We start from the raw sequence: 17,223 nt of genomic DNA, 5'->3' as shown, positions 1-17,223 counted from the left end.
AAGTCCGGTCGCGCCACGGGCTAAGCCGCAGCGCGACGATGACGATCGGGATCAGTTGGCGCTCGCGCCGATTTCCTTGTCCCAGCGCTCGAGCAGCTTTTTGCGGGTGTTCGGGTCGCCGTATTTGGTGAAGTCGTAGTCGATCAGCTTGATGTCGGCGAATTTCGGCGCTTCCTTCGGCACGTCAGCCTTGGCGTTTGACGGAAGCTGGAAGGACTTCGCCTCCTTCATGTGCGACTGCACGTCGGCCTTCAGCGCCCAGTCATACCACTTCTTGGCGCTCTCCAGGTTGCGAGCGCCCTTGACGATCGACATCGAGCCGATTTCGTAGCCGGTGCCCTCGCAGGGCGCGATCGACTTGACCGGGAAACCCTCGACCGTCTGGGCCACCGCATCATGCATGAAGACGATGCCGATCGCCGTCTCGCCGCGGGCTGCGGCCTTGACCGGCGCCGAGCCGGACTTGGTATATTGCGAAATATTGGCGTTGAGCTTCTTCAGATAGTCATAGGCCTTGTCCTCGCCCATGATCTGCACGAGCGTCGCCAGCGCCGTATAGGCGGTACCGGAGGAATTCGGGTTGGCCATCTGGATCTCGCCCTTGAACGAGGCATCGAGAAGGTCGGCCCAGCACTTGGGCTCCTTGTAGTTCTTCTGCTTGAAGAGTTCGGTATTGTAGCCCCAGCCGAGCGCGCCGGCATAAACGCCGACAGTGCGGAAGCCGGAACTTTCCGCCTGCTTCTTCGCCCAGTCGTTGAGCTCTCCCAGAAGCGGCGACTTGTATTCCTGCGTCAGGCCCTCGGATGCCGCCTGCAGATGCGGATCGCCGGTCCCGGCCCACCAGATATCGGTTTTCGGATTGCGCGCCTCGGCGCGGATCTTGGCATAGGTTTCTCCGGAAGACAGGCGAACCATGTTCACCTGAATGCCGGTATCCTTCTGGAACATCTGCTGCATCATTTCGCAGATGACCACGTCGGCAGAGCAGATCAGGTTGAGTTCTTCCGCGGCACGAGATGCCGATACGTTCATAGTCAAGCCGGCCGCCAGAGCGGCAGCGGCTGTGAGAGCCAGGCGCATGATTATCCTCCCAGATTATGGTGACGCCTCCACATCACCCGCCTTTGCAAGCGTGTGCAATGGTTCCATGGAGTTGGGGACCTTGTCAATAACAAATTGCTAAAGAATGTGACCGCCAGCCGCATTTGTTGTCATCTGCTTGTTGCACTCGCTTGCAAAAATAGGCATTGATTGAGGCAAGGGAGAGGGCGATGAGCCGCAGGATTTTTGTCAGCGCCAAGGAAGTCGCTGACCGGGCTGGTGTGTCCAGGTCGGCCGTTTCGCGCACGTTCACGCCAGGCGCAAGTGTTTCGGAGGAGACGAGGCGACGGGTGATCGAGGCGGCCGAGGCTCTGGGTTATCATGTCAACCACCTCGCTCGCGGGCTGATGCGCAACGAAAGCGGCATCGTCTGCCTGATCGTGTCCGAGCTTGATACGCCCTATCGGGCCAGCCTGATCCGGGCGCTCACCGGCCAGCTCCAGAGTGCCTCGAAGATCGCCATGCTGATCAATACCGACCGCTCCGACGACAGCGTCGACCAGGCGCTCCGGCAGGCGATCAGCTACCGTGCCGATGCCTCCATCATCCTCTCCGGCATGCCGGACAGGTCGATCACCGACCTCTGCCTGAAGAGCGGACAAAGGCTTGTGCTGATCAACCGCGACGAGGATCGCGACGGCGCGCTGATGATCAACCTCAATGATCGCGATGCGGCCAGGCGTAGCTTCATCGCCTTGCTGCGCGCCGGCTGTCGCAACTTCGCCTTTGCCAATTCGGAAGCGATGACGCCGAGCCTGATGGCCCGCGAGGAGGGTTTTTGCGCCGCCGGCCGCGAACACGGCTTGGAGGTGACGGTGGAGCGTTTCGGCTCCACCACCTATCAAAGCGGCGCGGTGCTGGCGCAGCGGCTGCTCACCCGCGAGACGCGGCCGGATGCGATCTTCTGCGTCAACGACCTGCTTGCCTGTGGCTTGATGGATGCCGCTCGGCATCAGTTCAACCTTGCCGTCCCGTCAGAACTCTGTGTCGTCGGCTTCGACGACATCGAGCAGGCGTCCTGGACCTCCTACAATCTGACCACCTTTGCCCAACCCGTCGACCGGATTGCAGCCGAAGCCGTGGCCTGGCTCGATCAGGTCACACCGGCGGAGACGAACTCGCGAAGACTTGAGGCGGACCTCGTCTGGCGCGGATCGGTGAGGGGCGGTTGAAGCGGTAGGCAAGCACAGGAGAGGCCGCCGTGGCCTGCCTCACTTGACGCCGGTGAGGTTGAAGGCGGGGATCACCTGTCCTTCCGTGTGGAACAGCCGCTCAAGTTCCGCCACATCCGGGCAGACCGGGACGGACTGCAGAAAGGCCGTGTCCATCTCGGCATTGGGGAGCGCGATGACCGCTGCGGCAAGCAGCGTCGTCCCTGCCTCGACCTGTCCACGGAGCTGGGGAAGAAGCGTCTTTGCATGAACGAGATTGGTATTGGCGATCGGGCTCATGGCATGGCCCTCCCGCCTGAAGGCAGGCGAGAGGTCGACGATTGCGCTGGTGTCGGTCTGACCATACCAAACGGCCAGACCTTCGCCTCGGCTGGCGATATCGGCCTGGAAATCCGCCTGTTCGATGGCAAAGCCGCCCTCCGTCGTTTGCAGAGCGCGCGGCGTGACAATGCGGTGGATGCGGATATGCCAGGGGTTGGCCGGCACCAGCCAGGTCTCCACCGCAACGTCGCTCCAGGGCTTCCAGCGAGAATAAAGCCTGTCGCCGGCGATCAGCGCCTGCTCGAGCGTCTCGCGCATGCGGAAATGCACGCCGTCGTCGGAGAGCCCCAGCATGCCGTCAAAACTTGCTGCCGCGAAATGCCGGTCGTTGGCCTCGATGTTGAAGGCGTAGCGGGTGGAATAGACGAATTTCGAATATTTCTCGTGGGCGCCACGCATCCTGTCGTGCTGCTGCCCGGAGGCGAGGACGACCACGTTGTCGGGTGTATGCATGGCGACCATGCCGGGTTCCTTGAGCGGAACCGGGTCGGCAAAGGCGGGTGCCGGCGCTTCCTGTGCCAGCCAGAACGGATGGTCGGCGGGCAGAGCCAGGGGTAAAAAGAATTTCAGCGCCCAATAGGGCGAGCAGGCAGAGTTGTAACTCTCGCTCATCAGGAGATTGGGATAGCCGTAGCCGATCGACAGGACCCCGTCCCGGTCGGCGATCGGAAGCTTCGACCACCAGCGGATATGGCGCATGTAGTAGCCCTTGATCTCGGCCCAGGGCAGGGCCTCGACGCCCGCAAATGCCAATGCGCCCCAGAAGCCGCCGGCGGCAAACCGGTATGTCTGGCTGCGCCCGAAGGCGAGCGCGGCGCCATCCGGGCCGAACCAGTGGCGGATATCCTGCGCAAATACACGGGCACGCTCGCGATAGGCATCGCCGCGCGTGGTGTCGGCCTTCGCGAGCACCGAGTAGATCAGCGCATAAAAATGCAGGGCGAAGGGGATATAGTGGTCGACGCGCTTGACCGGCCCGTCGCGATACCAGCCTTCGCCCAGCCGAAAGGCCTCCGTCTCGTCGAGATACGTCTCCGTCATGGATCGGTCGAAGCTTATGCCGACGCGCGTCAGGCCGAGATCGATGAGAACCCGGAAGAATTTCCAGTTGTTGTCGATGAATTCCTTGTCGCGGGCTGACAGGAGATAGGCTGCGACGGCTTTTTTCTGCTCGTCGCCAAGCGGATCCCAGATGTGTTCGGGAACCATGGCAAGCGCAAAACCGACCGCCGCCAGTTCCACCTGACGCTGGTCGCGATCGGAGATATCGCCCCAATATTCCGGATGAGAGGGATCGGTGCCATTTGCGAGGCCGTGGCGGTAGAGGTCCCAATGCGGGAAGTCATGGCCTCCGGCTGCGAGCGGCACGATGCCCCAGAGCGGTCGGGCAAAACCTTCAAGATCGGCCGCAGCACGATCGAAATGCGCGCCGGTCGCGCTCAGGCGAACCCGTGCGCCGCCTTCGGAAAAATACGGAAGAAGCGGTTTGAACAGATCCAGGACCGCTCTGCCGAGATCGGCTCGGGAAAGAAGAGGGTTCCCGTAAAGGGGATTGGCTTGGACTGGGTCGTAGATCACGGGCAAACCATTTTTCATCGAAAAAAGTGACCCGCGGAGGACGTGTCCTCCGCGGGTCGGGTTGTTACTTGATGGCCTTCACGCCGTCGGTCATTTCCTTCAGGCCATCGCCGATCGAGATGTTGTCGGTCATGATCGAGTCATGCGCGCGGTTGAGAACAACCTCGATCTTCGCGGCATTCGGATTGACGGCCATTTCCAGGAAGGACTTGCCGGATTGCAGCGCGTCCTTGCTCGCCTGGTCCTGGGGGAAGCCGGGCAGCGATGCGATCTTGGCGGTGACTTCCGGGGTGCGGACGGTCGGGATCGTGCCGGTGCCGGCGATGATGGCCGCGCCTTCCGGACCGGTGACGAACTTGATGAAGTCGAGCACTTCGGCCTTGTGCGTGGAGTTGGCATTGACGGCGAGACCGGAAATCTGCGCTGCGGTCGTGCCTGCTGCAACGCCATCCGGATGCGGGAACTTCACGATCCCCCAGTTCTTGCTCTTCGACTCGCCGGAGGCGACCTTGGCGATCTGGGTGCCGACGAACCAGGTACCCATCGGCAGCATGCCGATCGTGCTGTTGAAGAACAGCGCCGAGTAGTGGGTATTGGAGGTCTTCAGCGACGCATAGGACGGAACGACGCCGGCCTTCTGCAGGGCAAGCGCCCGCTCATACCAAGGCTTCAGGAAAGCGTAGTCCGGACCCGCGAGCGTCTGCTTGCCGTCAAGGATGCCCGGAAGCTGGACCGTGGAGCGCCATGTATGGAAGAGCGCCCCGTAGGTCTTGTTGGCGCCCATGCCGCCGGCGAGCTTTGTGGCGATCTGGTCGAACTGCGCCCAGGTCATGTCGTTGGTCGGATAAGTAACCCCGGCCTTGTCGAAAATGTCCTTGTTGTAATAGACGACCCAGAAATCCGAGCGGAACGGCAGGGCATAGATCTTGCCGTCGATCTTGAGTTCGTCGACGAGGCCGCCGAACGACGCCGGGTCGATCTTCTGTTCCGTCATGAAGCCGGAGAGGTCCGAGATCGAGCCGGCGCGGACGAGGTTCGTGTAATTCGGAACGTCCTTGACGGTGACGATGTCGATATCCTTGGAGCCGCCCGCGAGCTGCGTGGCGATCATCTGCTGGTAGTCCTGCGAACCGAGATCCACGGACTCGAACTTAACGTTCGGATTCTTGGCCTGGTATGCGGCGATCAGCGGCTTGTAATAAGCCACCTTGTCCCAATCCCACAGCGCCCATTTGAGCGTCACGGCATTGCCCGACTGTGCGTATGCCGATCCTGCGATCGACGTCGCCATGGCGAGACCCGCCATCGCGAACCTCACCGATCTCCCGAATTTCCCCAAATACATTTCCGTTCTCCTTCCCTGAAGTGTCTCTGGATTAGATATGCTTAGCGTCACCAGCCTGTGGTTCGCGATGCGCCTGTATTGCCATTGGCAGGGCTAGAACCATGACCGCTGCCCGATGGACGCCGAATGTGACGGCGAACATTCCGAGTGAAAAGTTGAGGGTGGCCGGCATGAACACGGACACCGGATAAAAGGCGATATGCGCGAGCCAGAGCGCGGCCACGAATGCAAGCGCGCCGAGCGCCGGCAGCGGACGCACGACAGATGCAATGGCTGCCAGCCGCAGCAGCGTTGGCGCCGAAAGATCACGCATCACCATCAGCACGACCAGGTGGCAGGCCACCACGACGATGAAAACCGTCGCTATCAGCGCAATCGTCAGCGGCAGGGCGAGCACGAGATTGTCTTTTGCGGTCGCGGCATAGGTGACGATCGCATAGACGCCGAGGCCGATCGCAAGGGTGAAGGCCAGGCCCCACGCGGTCGCCCGCCAGAAATATCGGAAAAACGCTTCGGCGAAATCCCGCAGGAGATAGGTGTTGCGGTCTTCAACGAGGGCAACCGAAATGCGGGCGGTCGCAGCGATTGCGGCGGGGATGGTGACGACGAAGAGTGCGGCCAGAATGAACAGGATGTTCAATTTGACCATCTCCCACCACTCGCGCGCGAACGTATCGACGAAAAGGGCAAGACCGGTCTTCTTCGGCGCATTCTTCGGAATGCCCGGTCCTTCCTTCGTCCACATGTTGCGCAGCCACTGCATGGCCGTTTCCTCCCGCTCGCCTAATAAAGGATCGAGCGCTCCGTTTGCCTGTCGAACAACTGCATATTGGTGGTGTCGACGACCAGCTTGACCTCGTCGCCGATCGCACCCTTGAATCGTGGCGAGACGCGCGCGATGAAGCTGCGTCCTCCGGCGACGATATTGAGGTGGATTTCCGAGCCCATCGGTTCGGCGAGTTCCATGACGGCGCTAAAGGGCGCCAGGTTCTCCGGCGCGATATCGGCCGGCGGCAATTCGTGGAAATTCTCGGGTCGGATGCCGATGACCAGTTCGCGGCCTTCGTAGGGTGCGATACGGCTTTTGTCGAAATGCGCCGGCAAGGGCAGTTCCCGCCCGTCGAACGCGGCGAAATACCGCTCGCCGCGCCGCTCGATCACCGATGGCATCATGTTCATCTGCGGTGCGCCGATGAAACCTGCGACGAACATGTTGACCGGCCGGTCATAGAGGTTCTGCGGCGTGTCGACCTGCTGGATATGCCCGTCCTTCATCACCACGATGCGGTCCGCCATGGTCATCGCCTCGATCTGGTCGTGGGTGACGTAGATGAAGGTGGCATGCAGACGCTTATGCAGCTTGGTGATCTCGGCGCGCATGGTGCCGCGAAGCTTGGCGTCGAGATTGGAGAGCGGTTCGTCCAGCAGGAAGACCGCCGGATTGCGCACCATGGCACGCCCGAGCGCGACGCGCTGGCGCTGGCCGCCGGACAGAGCCTTCGGCTTGCGGTTGAGAAGGTGGGTGATGTCGAGGATCTTTGCAGCGTCCTGAACCTGGCTGTCGATGAAATCCCGGGACACTTTTCGAAGCTGCAGGCCGAAAGCCATGTTCTTGTAGACGGTCATATGCGGATAAAGCGCATAGTTCTGGAAGACCATGGCGATGTCGCGGTCCTTCGACGGCACATCGTTCATCAGGTCGCCGCCGATCTGGAGCTCGCCGCCGGAAATCTCCTCCAGCCCGGCGATCATCCGCAGCGTCGTCGACTTGCCGCAACCCGAAGGGCCGACGAGAATGATGAATTCCTTGTCGGCGATCTCAAGGTCGATGTCATGGACGACAGTGAGGGCGCCGTAGGACTTGTTCAGTTTTTTCAGTGAAATGCTGGCCATCGGATTCTCTCACCAATAGGAAGACCAGGCGCGCGACAGGCGCGTCAGGGCTTCCATGTAATAATAGTCGCCCCAGGAGACGCACTCGTCGACGCCTTCGCCGCGGCAGGTGTTGTAGGGCGATTTTTTCGAATAGGTTCCGTTGAGGACGAGGCCGTTGGACATGGCCGGATCCTTGACCGCGTAGCGCTCGGCAAGGCTCTTCATCATCCGCCGGGCAAGCTCGCGGTAACGCGCGGCGACATCGGCCTCGACAAGGTCAGCCATTTCGAGCAGCCCGCAGGCGACGATCGAGGCCGACGACGTATCGCGCGGCTCGCCGTCTTTTTCGGAGAACACCAGGTCCCAGTAGGGCACCATGTCGGCCGGCAGCTTTTTCAGATAGAAATCGAGAAGCCGGTCGAATGTGTTGCGATATTCGTCGATCGGCTCATAGCGATAGGAAAGCGCCATGCCGGCAATGCCCCAGGCCTGCCCGCGCGCCCAGAAGCTGTCGTCCTTGTAGCCCTGTTTCGTCGCGCCACGCACGGGCGCGCCGGTAACCGGATCCATGTAGAACGTATGATAGGTGGAATTGTCCGGCCTGACCGAATTTGCCAACGTCGTGCGGGCATGGATGAGCGCGATGTCCCGGTATTTAGCGTCGCCCGTCTCGCGGCTTGCCCAATAGAGCAGTGGCAGGTTCAGCAGGCAGTCGATGATGTAGCGGTATTCCTCCGCGACACCCTTGCGGCCCCAGGCCTGGATGAACTGGCCGATCGGCTGGAAGCGCTCGATAAGCTGGTCCGCGGCCAGGATGGCGGCCTTGCGCCCGTCCTCGTCGCCCACCAGCTTCCATGCCGCGATGCAGGAGGGCGAATAAAGAAAGCCCATGTCGTGATGGTCGGTCTCGATGCGGTTCTCGATCCGGTGCAGGAAGCTCTGCACCTGGATCTGCGCCGCATGCTGGAAAACCTTGTCGCCCGTATGCTCGAACGCCAGCCAGATTTCTCCCGGCCAGAACCCGGCGGTCCACTGGGTATTCTCGACGGCGGGATAAAAATTGCCGACGCTGGAATGGTTCTGGGACGCGTAGGTGAAGGCCGGTAGATTGCGCCGGATCTGGGCGACGGCGAGATCGAGCGCTGCCTTGACCTCGGCATCGGTGATCGGTTGGGGAGCGATCTGCATAACGGCATTCATGACGTTAACCCTTGAGGCCTGACGAAGCGACGCCTTCGACGAAGAAGCGCTGCAGCGACAGGAAGACTATCAGCACGGGAATGAGGGCGACGACCGATGCCGCCATGATCAGCCCGTACTCGGCGGAATATTGCGAGATGAACATGCGCAGGCCGATCTGGATCGTCTTCAGCTCCGTCTTGGTCAGGTAGATCATCGGACCGAGGAAGTCGTTCCAGGTGGTGACGAAGGTGAAGATGGTCAGCGTCGAAAGTGCGGGCTTCGACAGCGGCAGCATGATGCGCGCCCAGATCTGATATTCGTTCATGCCGTCGATGCGCGCCGCTTCGCAAAGCTCCGTCGGGATCGACATGTAGAACTGCCGCATGAGGAATACCCCGAAGGCGGTAAAGGCCTGCAGGCAGATCAGCGCCAGATGGGTGTTGTTCAAGCCGAATTCGCGCATCAGCAGGAATTGCGGCACCATGTAGACCTGCCAGGGCATGGCGATGGTCGCGATATAACCGAGGAAAAGGGTGTTCTTGTAAGGAAAATCGAGCTTGGCAAAGGCATAGGCCGCGAAGCTCGAGGTCAGCAGCTGCAGCAGGGTGACGATGATCGTCAGCTTCGATGTGTTGTAGATGAACAGGCCAAGCGGGATCTTCGTCCAGATGTCCACGTAGTTCTGCCACTGCGGTTGCGACGGAATCCACTCGATCGGGAAGACGAAGACGTCCCGGCTGAGTTTCAGCGAGGCGGACAGCATCCAGGCGAAAGGCATCAGCATCACGGCGGTGATGACGATGACTGTCGCATAGACTGCGATGCTCTTGGCGGTGACCTTGCGTCCGGCAATCTTCACGGATCAATCCTCCTTCTGTCGGCGGAACTGGACGACCGTGACCGCCAGTACGAGAAAGAAGAGAACGAGCGCAATCATGCTGGAATAACCGAGGTCCCAGGAAATGAAGGCTTCGTTGTAGATGTGATAAACGAGGACCAGCGTCGAGGTGCCGGGGCCGCCCTGGGTGATCATGTAGATCTGATCGAAGACCTTGAACGACTGGATGGTCAGCATGACTGTGACGAAGAAGGTCGTCGGCCCGAGCTGCGGCACGGTGACATAGACAAATTTCTGCCACGCATTGGCGCCGTCGAGATCGGCCGCCTCGTAGAGCTCGGAATTGATGCCCTGCAGCCCGGCGAGGTAGATGACCATGTAATACCCCATGCTCTTCCAGACGCCGAAGAGAATGACCGTCACCATCGCCCAATGCCGGTCGGCTGCCCAGCCCGGCATGTCCTTGGGGTCCAGGCCGAGCGTATAGAGGATCATGTTCACCGGCCCCATTTCGGGGTTGAAGATCATGTTCCAGACCACGGCGACGGCCACCAGCGAAGCGACGTAGGGGAAGAACATCGCCGTGCGGAAGAAGTCGCGCCCGAAGATCTTCTGGTTCAGCAGGATCGCCAGGCCGAGCGCGCAGGCGAGCGTCGCGGGGACCGATACGACCGTATAGATGATCGTGTTCCAGAATGCGGCAATGAAGACCTTGTCTTCGAACAGCCGCCAGAAATTGTCGAGGCCGGCGAAGGTGATAGCATTCGAGCCGTCCCAATGCATGAATGCCAGCACGAAGGCGAACAGGATCGGGCCGAGCGTGAAGACGGCAAAACCGAGGAAATTCGGGGCGATGAAGGAATAGGCGACCAACGCGCTCTGTATCTTGCGCCGGCGGCGCGACAACACCTTGCTCGACCGCCGGGACGCTGCCGGCGCATCACCTGCGGCGATGGTCGAATTCGATATGGACACTTTATCCCTCCTCGAACCAGGATGCTCCGATCGATGCCCAAGGGCCATCCACGACCGCCCATTGTCTCACGAGCGTGCCGCCTCCCTACCGAGGGGATAGCACATCTCTCACATTGGTCAAACAAATTTATGGATAAATCATATGAATTCTGTAGTCATCTTAAAATACGTATGATAGGTGGCGAATGAGGTCGTTTATCGGTCGCATGGAGGAAGGTTGATGTTCAGCGAGATCGCCGGGTCGTTGCCGCCGGTTTTGGCGGACTTCATGCCCGGCGCGCCGATCGGCGACCGGGCCGCCTGGGATGCCGTATCGGACGATATGCGCTCCGCGGTCATCCGGGATGCGGAGGCGGCGCTTGGCCGGCCGTGGTCGGTCATCAAAGCTTCCGACTATCGCGAATATTCGCTGAACGGCAACCGCTCGCGCTTTGAAGCGCTGTATTTTTCGCGTCGGCGGATGTTGAACGATCTGGTTCTTGCCGAGCTGCTCGAGGCCAAGGGACGGTTCATCGATGCAATCATCGACGGTGTCTTCCTGATCTGTGAGGAAAGCGGCTGGCAGCTTCCGGCTCACAACGCCTATGAGCGGGGCGGGCAGCGGTTTGCATTGCCCGATACGGAGCAGCCGGTCGTCGATCTGTTTGCGGCGGAGACCGGTGCCCTTTTGGCGACCGTGGCTGCTCTGATGAAGGATCGGATCGACCAGGTCAGCCCGCAGGTCGTCGCCCGGATCGAGCGGGAGGTCCGGGTGCGCATATTGTCGCCCTATCTCGACCGGCATTTCTGGTGGATGGGCAACGGCACGGAGCGAATGAACAACTGGACGGCGTGGGTAACGCAGAACGTCCTGCTTGCGGCCTTTGCCCTGAAGACGGAACAGGACCTGCGGCGGCAGGTCGTCGCAAAAGCCCTTTCCAGCCTCGACGCCTTCATCAAGGATTACGCGGAGGACGGGGCCTGCGAGGAGGGCGTGGTCTACTATCGCCATGCGGCGCTCTGCATGGCCGGGGCGATGGCCATTCTCGACACGGTGGCGCCAGCTTCGATGACGCCGCTCTGGAAGGCTCCAAAAATCCGCAGCATGGCGGAATATATCGTCAACATGCATGTGGCCGGCCGCAGGTATTTCAATTTTGCCGATTCCGCCGCGGTCATGGAACCCTGCACCGTGCGCGAATATCTGTTCGGCAAGGCCGTCGCGTCCGATGTCTTGGCGGCATTCGCATCCCGCGATCGGCTGTCGTCGGAACACAAACATCTGCCCGAGGAGTGGAACCTCTGGTACCGGGTGCAGGAGCTGCTGGCAACGCCGGTGGCCGGCGGAGAAGCGAAGCCGGCAGGCGATGCGTTTTATCCGGGAATTGGCCTGTTCGTCGCCCGCGACGACCGCTTCGCGCTCGCGGTCAAAGGCGGCAATAACGGCGAAAGCCATAACCACAACGACGTCGGCAGCCTGACGGTCTATAAGGACGGCAAGCCGTTCCTGATCGACATTGGCGTCGAAACCTACACGGCAAAAACCTTTTCCTCCGAGCGGTATGATATCTGGACCATGCAGTCGGGCTTCCACAACCTGCCGACTTTCGGTGGTGTGGACCAGGCTGCCGGCGCGGATTTTTCGGCGCGGAATGTCCAGGCCGAGTTCGCCGAAAATCAGGCGCAGATATCGCTGGACATCGCGCCCGCCTATCCGGACGAGGCACGCGTGCAATCCTACCGGCGAACCGTCACGCTTCGGCGCGGGCAGGAGATCGAGATCGTGGATATCCATGAGGGCGAACTGCCGGCGGTGCTTTCGCTGATGACCTGCGTCGAACCGACCATCGACCGCGCCATTCATTTCGACGGTGTCGGCCGCATCGACCTTGAAGGAGCCGGCGAGATCGAGGTCGACGCAATCGATATCGACGATGCCCGGCTGCGTATCTCTTGGCCCCGGAGAATTTATCGACTGCGCATCCCGTTTGCCGGGACCTGCCTGAAACTGCGGATCGTCTGAGGAGGACGAGCATGGAACTGACACTGAAAGTCGTAGATGTGGCGGGCGAGGTTCGCGCCAGGGCAACGGGCACGGACGAGGCATATCTCGTTTATCGCGACAGCTACAACGAAGGCGATCAGGTCGTCGTCGAAGGGTCCGAGCCGGGATATCTCATGCTCGCGCTCGACGATGCGATGACGCCCGCGATCGTCTATATGAAGGGGCAGAGCTATGCGCTCGGGATCCCCTTTGGTCCCAAGCGCATTCCTTATTCTCCGCGGGCCTTCGAAGGCCGGATCCACAGACTATGCGTCCGCAAGGCGCGGCCGGAGGAGATCGCGGCACGCCGGAACCTGGCGTTCAATCCATGGGATGACCACGCCAACGCTTCCATCTTTCCGCACGCCAAGGCGAATGTGGAGACACGCGGGGAGGCGGTCTTCGCCGCGCGCAACGCCATCGACGGCGAAAAGGCGAACGACGATCATGGCTTCTGGCCCTATACGAGCTGGGGGATCAACCGCGATCCCGATGCGACGCTGACACTCGATTTCGGCCGGCCGGTGAAAATCGACGAAATCGTCCTCTACCTGCGAGCGGACTTTCCGCACGACGCCTGGTGGGAAAAAGCGAGCGTCACCTTTTCCAACGCCGAGACCGCATGCTTTTCGCTGGTCAAGACGGGTGCGGCTCAGTGTTTCCCGGTGAGGGAGCAGACCGTGGAATGGATCAGACTGCACAGCCTGACCAAGGCCGACGACCCGTCACCCTTTCCGGCGCTGACCCAGATCGAAGTCTGGGGACGCGAGGCGGATTAGGCCCCGAAAGTCGGGTCGGCCATGCGGCTGACCTGCTGCATCAGCTTGAAAACGCTTTGAAATCCCTCAGCACATCCCGGTAGCGGATCTGGCTTCCTCTCAGGTGATCGCGCATGGCATTGCGCGCCGCTTCCTCGTTGCGATCTGAGATTGCCACGACGATCGCTTCATGTTCCGTATGGATCATGCGGCGGTAGGCGGTCTGTTCACCGGACCGTTCGCCGGGCGTCGCCCTCGATTGCGGAATGGCCGCAGTGCCGTGAAATTCCAGATGCTGCCGGAACAGCGGGTTGTTCGTGGCGTCGGCGATGGCGAAATGCAGCGCTAGATCCGCTTCGCGGATGGATTCATTCTGCTCGATGCATTGCAGAATATGCCGATGACAATCGAAGATAGCCTCTTCCTGTGCCGGCGACCGGCGCATCGCTGCCAGCCCGGCAGCCTCGATCTCAAGCGGAGCCCGCACCTCGAGCACCTCCAGATCGGACGATACGCGCGCCCGGTCGATTTTGCGGCCGGAAGGGGTCGGGGCATCCTGGCTGAGGACATAAATTCCCGCGCCCTGCCTCACTTCGACAAGCCCGTCCGATCTGAGCGCCGCGACTGCTTCCCGGACCACCGTACGGCTTACGCCGTGGGTTTCCGTCAGTTCGACTTCGCTGGGGAGTTTGTCGCCGGGCGAGTATTGGCCGCTGGCGATTGCTGTCCGAAGACTTTCCCCGACCCGTGACACCAGCGATCCCGGTCCCTTGCTCCGATCCTTGGTCTGGGTTGTCACGCTCAATCCCCACTGCAACGACGCGACGCGTCTGCGCCGTATTCATCACACGTGTATGACAAATTCCGGCCCATATCAATGCGGGAGTGAATTCCATTTGCGTTGAGAGGCATTGAATAGCGCCGGCGGAGGTCGAAAACAAAAGCTGGACGCTTAAATTCGTCTGCTGTATTTCGTCAACTCGGCGAATGTCAGAAATTGGTATGATGACATCGGCCATCGCTTTCCGACCCTGCCGGCCTTTTTCAAGCATGAAGCCGGCGTGCAACGAGTGACGAGATGCGGACAAATCCAGAAGTTCCCGAATTCGAGTTGGATCGGGAAGCCAGGCTGCAATTCCTCACTTGGGAGCGCAGGCCTGCGGATATTCAAAGCGATCCCCAAAAGAGGCTGAAGGAAAAACTGGCGCAGTCCGCCGGGGCGCAAATCGCAGACAGCGCTTATATCGCAAGCGACGCCCGCATTTTCACCTCATCTCTGATCCTCGGCGATCGTTCCTGGATTGCGGGGCACGCCCTCGTGCGGGGAGATGTGGAAATCGGCGCCAATTGTTCGGTCAACCCCTACGCATGCATCTCCGGAAAGGTCCGGTGCGGAAACGGTGTGCGTATTGCCTCGCTCGTTTCGATCGTCGGTTTCAATCATGGCTTCGACGATCCGCACATCCCGATCAACGATCAGCCTCACGAGACGCTCGGCATTACGATCGGCGATGATGTCTGGATCGGTGCCAATGCGGTAATCCTGGACGGCGTGACGATCGGGAGGGGTGCCGTTATCGCCGCCGGGGCCGTTGTAGCCAAGGACATTCCGGATCTGGCGATCGCAGCGGGAGTGCCGGCCAAAGTCGTGCGCCGTCGCGGTGAAACGGCAGCTGGGGGAAAATCGCGTCGGGCCGAGGTCGAGCAGGCGTTGCTGCGGATCGGCAAGGTGGCGGAAGCCGAGTGGCGGGATGTGCGGGAACGGCATCTGACGCCCGAGGGTTATCTGTCGCCGGATGCCGACGGCATGGCGCGCATGAGCGTCAGGCATGAATGCGATGCGATCGAGATCGCCGCCGGTTTTGGAGAGCAGCCTTGCGGGAATGAGGCAAAGGCGATCGTCGATCGTCTGCAGGCGCTGCAGGACCCCGCGACCGGCTTTTTTCCCGATCCGTTTCGGTCACCCGATCCTGCGAACAACATCCGCGACGATTCGCCGGCTCTTTATAACGTACTGGCGGTCGGTTATGCGCTGGAGATACTCGGCGCGCATCCCTCCTACCCCATTTCGGGCGTCGAGATGGACGCCGTTGGGTTTTGTGATTGGCTGGAGGCCTTGCCCTGGAGCACCCGGGCATGGTGGTGCGGCGACCGGGTGGACGCTATCGCCACCGCGCTTTATTTCAACGCCCGGTATTTCAGGAGCGGCAGGGGTAAGGAAATCCTCTTCGGCTGGCTCTCGACCCATATCGATCGTTCGACCGGACTGTGGGGGAAGCCGACCGCCGAACAAGGGCTGCTGCAACCGGTAAACGGCTTTTATCGCCTCACACGCGGAGCCCATGCCCAGTTCGGCATCCCGGTCCCTTTCCCTGAAGCGGCGATCAATTCCGTCCTGACGCACTATCGAAACAACGGCGGTTTTTCCGGCCCGACCTACACGGCCTGCAATCTGCTCGATACGATCCATCCGCTTTGGTTGTGCCTCAAGCAGACGGATTTCATGCGCGGCCAGGCGGAAGCAGTGGCTGAGGACGTCATTCTGCGTTCGCCGGACCGATGGCAGGCAATAAGAGGCTTCGCCTTCGCCGACGGTCAGACAGGAAGCCTGCAGGGCACGGAAATGTGGCTTTCGACCCTGCATCTTGCCGCAGACCTGTTGGGCCTGGCTGAAAATTTCGCCTTCGTTCCCAAAGGGGTGCATCGGACGCGACCGGCGGGACTGGGGCTGTAGCGCTTGCCGGCGTTGATTGTCGCCTAGCGGAACCGCGGCGGTCGTGGCGGCGAGTTCGAGTGGATTTCGTGCACCGGCGCGTGTTTTCCCAGCAGCCTTAACATCTTCTTTTCGTCTTCCAGCCGCATTCCGTTTTTACGGCAGTGTTCGGCGACGTCGTGCTCGCGTGGCCCAGGAATTCTGACCTGCCGATTGGTATCCTTCTTCATGACGCTTCCTCCTAACAATAAAACGCTCCCAGCTGGGAAATGTTCGTTAGAAGTGGCTAAAATTCAACCCCTGCCGTCAGAATCCGCTGTCGCGTGAGAGGGGAGATTGCCCGCATCAGGCTCTACTGGGCTCAGCCAAGCGTGTCGCCGAACTTCCCATCGAGAAAAAGCCCCTCTGCAGAGCAGAAGGGCTTTCCCGTATCAACGCCAATCCCGGTGATCGCGCCAGTCGCGATGGCCTCGCCATTCCCAGCGAGGCGGTCCTCGGTGGTCCCATCGATCCCGACGATCCCACCGATGGCTGTAGCGGGGCGGCGGCGGCCGCCAGCGGTGGGGGCGGCAATCGCCCCACCGGTTCAGGTGGTAACCGCGGCCGCAAGCCCAATCGACCTTTTCGGCGGTTGGTTTTGCCGGGACGGCAATGGTTCCGATCGGCATGGCATTTGCCGCGCCTCCAAAAAGACAAGCTGCGATCAAACTGGCCGCTAAGACTATCCTGCGCATCGGTTTCCTCCAGAGTGCACACGCTGACAGATTGCGGCGCGATCCTTGAACCGTTGCTGAAGTCCGCATTCATCTGCGCTTCAGCTTATGTACATTTGACGGAGGGTTTCCTTCGGGTCTCAACCGGCCGGCCTCAGCGATAACGTGAGCGGTCCCGGCCGTCGTCGCGAGAGTCGGTATCGTCCGAAGACGTTCCTCGCTCCAGCCGGTCCAGCACCTGCAGGAGAAGATCCGCGCAATCCTTTGTCGGTTCGCCGTCGGCGCAGCGCAGGTCGATCGTGGTTCGCCCATTCTCGATGCGGAAACGGGCGCCGCGCTCCCGTGGCGCTCGACGGTCCGCCATTGGAGGCATCCGCCACTCGTCTGCGTCCCTGTCAGCGGCCGGTTCCTGAGGACCGGACGGCGGTGTGTTCGGGGCGCGATCCCGCTCAGCCTGTGGCGAGGTGCTGGGAGACGCGCCAGGGGTTTCCTGCGCGAGTGTCAGGTTGGCCGACAGCGAAAGAACGGCCGCTGCCGTGATGAGAAGACGTTTCATGTCGGGCCCTCCGGTTCCGGGTGACCAACGAACAATGACGAGGGTTTGTTTGTTCCAGCCGGCGTTCACGTAA

16 protein-coding genes are annotated in these 17,223 nt (G+C 60.9%); 4 read left to right on the top strand and 12 right to left on the bottom strand.

The window, feature by feature from the left end; all coding sequences use genetic code 11:
* Positions 1 to 51: 51 nt before the first annotated feature.
* On the bottom strand, positions 52 to 1,080 hold the full coding sequence (locus C5J22_RS26605; RefSeq protein ID WP_046631738.1) for an ABC transporter substrate-binding protein: 1,029 nt from the start codon (positions 1,078 to 1,080) through the stop codon (positions 52 to 54).
* Positions 1,081 to 1,271: 191 nt separating this feature from the next.
* Between C5J22_RS26605 and C5J22_RS26600 the strand changes: the two genes are divergently transcribed.
* Complete coding sequence (locus C5J22_RS26600; protein ID WP_105440685.1) at positions 1,272 to 2,273, top strand: substrate-binding domain-containing protein; 1,002 nt, start codon at positions 1,272 to 1,274, stop codon at positions 2,271 to 2,273.
* 39 nt (positions 2,274 to 2,312) lie between these two features.
* Here the strand turns inward: C5J22_RS26600 and C5J22_RS26595 are convergent, their stop codons facing one another.
* The 7 genes from C5J22_RS26595 to C5J22_RS26565 all read right to left on the bottom strand — a co-directional run bounded on the left by C5J22_RS26595 (position 2,313) and on the right by C5J22_RS26565 (position 10,435).
* Positions 2,313 to 4,172, bottom strand: a complete 1,860-nt coding sequence (locus C5J22_RS26595; RefSeq protein WP_105440701.1) for a DUF2264 domain-containing protein — start codon at positions 4,170 to 4,172, stop codon at positions 2,313 to 2,315.
* 64 nt (positions 4,173 to 4,236) lie between these two features.
* Entirely contained in the window at positions 4,237 to 5,517 is a 1,281-nt protein-coding gene (locus C5J22_RS26590; protein ID WP_105440684.1) for an ABC transporter substrate-binding protein, read from the bottom strand.
* A 31-nt stretch (positions 5,518 to 5,548) separates the two neighbouring features.
* Positions 5,549 to 6,280: a DUF624 domain-containing protein gene (locus tag C5J22_RS26585; protein WP_105440683.1), complete on the bottom strand. Its 732-nt coding sequence runs from the start codon at positions 6,278 to 6,280 to the stop codon at positions 5,549 to 5,551.
* Positions 6,281 to 6,300: 20 nt separating this feature from the next.
* Positions 6,301 to 7,410, bottom strand: a complete 1,110-nt coding sequence (locus tag C5J22_RS26580) for an ABC transporter ATP-binding protein (RefSeq protein ID WP_105440682.1) — start codon at positions 7,408 to 7,410, stop codon at positions 6,301 to 6,303.
* Positions 7,411 to 7,419: 9 nt separating this feature from the next.
* On the bottom strand, positions 7,420 to 8,592 hold the full coding sequence (locus C5J22_RS26575; protein ID WP_105440681.1) for a glycoside hydrolase family 88 protein: 1,173 nt from the start codon (positions 8,590 to 8,592) through the stop codon (positions 7,420 to 7,422).
* Between the two features lie 4 nt (positions 8,593 to 8,596).
* On the bottom strand, positions 8,597 to 9,433 hold the full coding sequence (locus C5J22_RS26570) for a carbohydrate ABC transporter permease (protein WP_040125532.1): 837 nt from the start codon (positions 9,431 to 9,433) through the stop codon (positions 8,597 to 8,599).
* Positions 9,434 to 9,436: 3 nt separating this feature from the next.
* Positions 9,437 to 10,435 (bottom strand): carbohydrate ABC transporter permease, encoded by a 999-nt coding sequence (locus C5J22_RS26565; RefSeq protein ID WP_205837070.1) that lies wholly within the window; start codon positions 10,433 to 10,435, stop codon positions 9,437 to 9,439.
* Between the two features lie 172 nt (positions 10,436 to 10,607).
* Between C5J22_RS26565 and C5J22_RS26560 the strand changes: the two genes are divergently transcribed.
* Together C5J22_RS26560 and C5J22_RS26555 are read left to right on the top strand one after the other, a co-directional pair.
* Complete coding sequence (locus tag C5J22_RS26560) at positions 10,608 to 12,389, top strand: heparinase II/III family protein (RefSeq protein WP_105440680.1); 1,782 nt, start codon at positions 10,608 to 10,610, stop codon at positions 12,387 to 12,389.
* 11 nt (positions 12,390 to 12,400) lie between these two features.
* The gene (locus C5J22_RS26555) at positions 12,401 to 13,189 is read left to right on the top strand and encodes a discoidin domain-containing protein (protein WP_105440679.1); all 789 of its coding nucleotides are present in this window, start codon (positions 12,401 to 12,403) and stop codon (positions 13,187 to 13,189) included.
* Between the two features lie 40 nt (positions 13,190 to 13,229).
* Here C5J22_RS26555 and C5J22_RS26550 read toward each other — a convergent pair whose 3' ends face one another.
* Positions 13,230 to 13,967, bottom strand: a complete 738-nt coding sequence (locus C5J22_RS26550) for a FadR/GntR family transcriptional regulator (RefSeq protein WP_105440700.1) — start codon at positions 13,965 to 13,967, stop codon at positions 13,230 to 13,232.
* A gap of 279 nt (positions 13,968 to 14,246) precedes the next feature.
* On the opposite strand from C5J22_RS26550, the gene C5J22_RS26545 reads away from it, so the two are divergent.
* Complete coding sequence (locus tag C5J22_RS26545; protein ID WP_105440678.1) at positions 14,247 to 15,902, top strand: DapH/DapD/GlmU-related protein; 1,656 nt, start codon at positions 14,247 to 14,249, stop codon at positions 15,900 to 15,902.
* A 23-nt stretch (positions 15,903 to 15,925) separates the two neighbouring features.
* On the opposite strand, the gene C5J22_RS26540 is transcribed toward C5J22_RS26545, so the two are convergent.
* The 3 genes from C5J22_RS26540 to C5J22_RS26530 form a co-directional block, all read right to left on the bottom strand.
* Positions 15,926 to 16,111 carry a hypothetical protein gene (locus C5J22_RS26540; protein ID WP_046631765.1) on the bottom strand — a complete coding sequence of 62 codons (186 nt, stop codon included), beginning with the start codon at positions 16,109 to 16,111 and terminating at the stop codon, positions 15,926 to 15,928.
* Positions 16,112 to 16,312: 201 nt separating this feature from the next.
* Positions 16,313 to 16,549 (bottom strand): GCG_CRPN prefix-to-repeats domain-containing protein, encoded by a 237-nt coding sequence (locus C5J22_RS32115; RefSeq protein WP_371412672.1) that lies wholly within the window; start codon positions 16,547 to 16,549, stop codon positions 16,313 to 16,315.
* Between the two features lie 199 nt (positions 16,550 to 16,748).
* A complete protein-coding gene (locus tag C5J22_RS26530) occupies positions 16,749 to 17,150 on the bottom strand; it encodes a hypothetical protein (RefSeq protein ID WP_205837225.1) in 402 nt (133 codons plus the stop codon).
* Positions 17,151 to 17,223 lie beyond the last annotated feature (73 nt).

The sequence above is a fragment of the Neorhizobium sp. T25_13 genome, assembly GCF_002968675.1.
Taxonomy (GTDB): Bacteria; Pseudomonadota; Alphaproteobacteria; order Rhizobiales; family Rhizobiaceae; genus Neorhizobium; species Neorhizobium tomejilense.
Note: the sequence above shows the minus strand (reverse complement) of the source record. Positions and strands in the feature narration are given on the sequence as shown.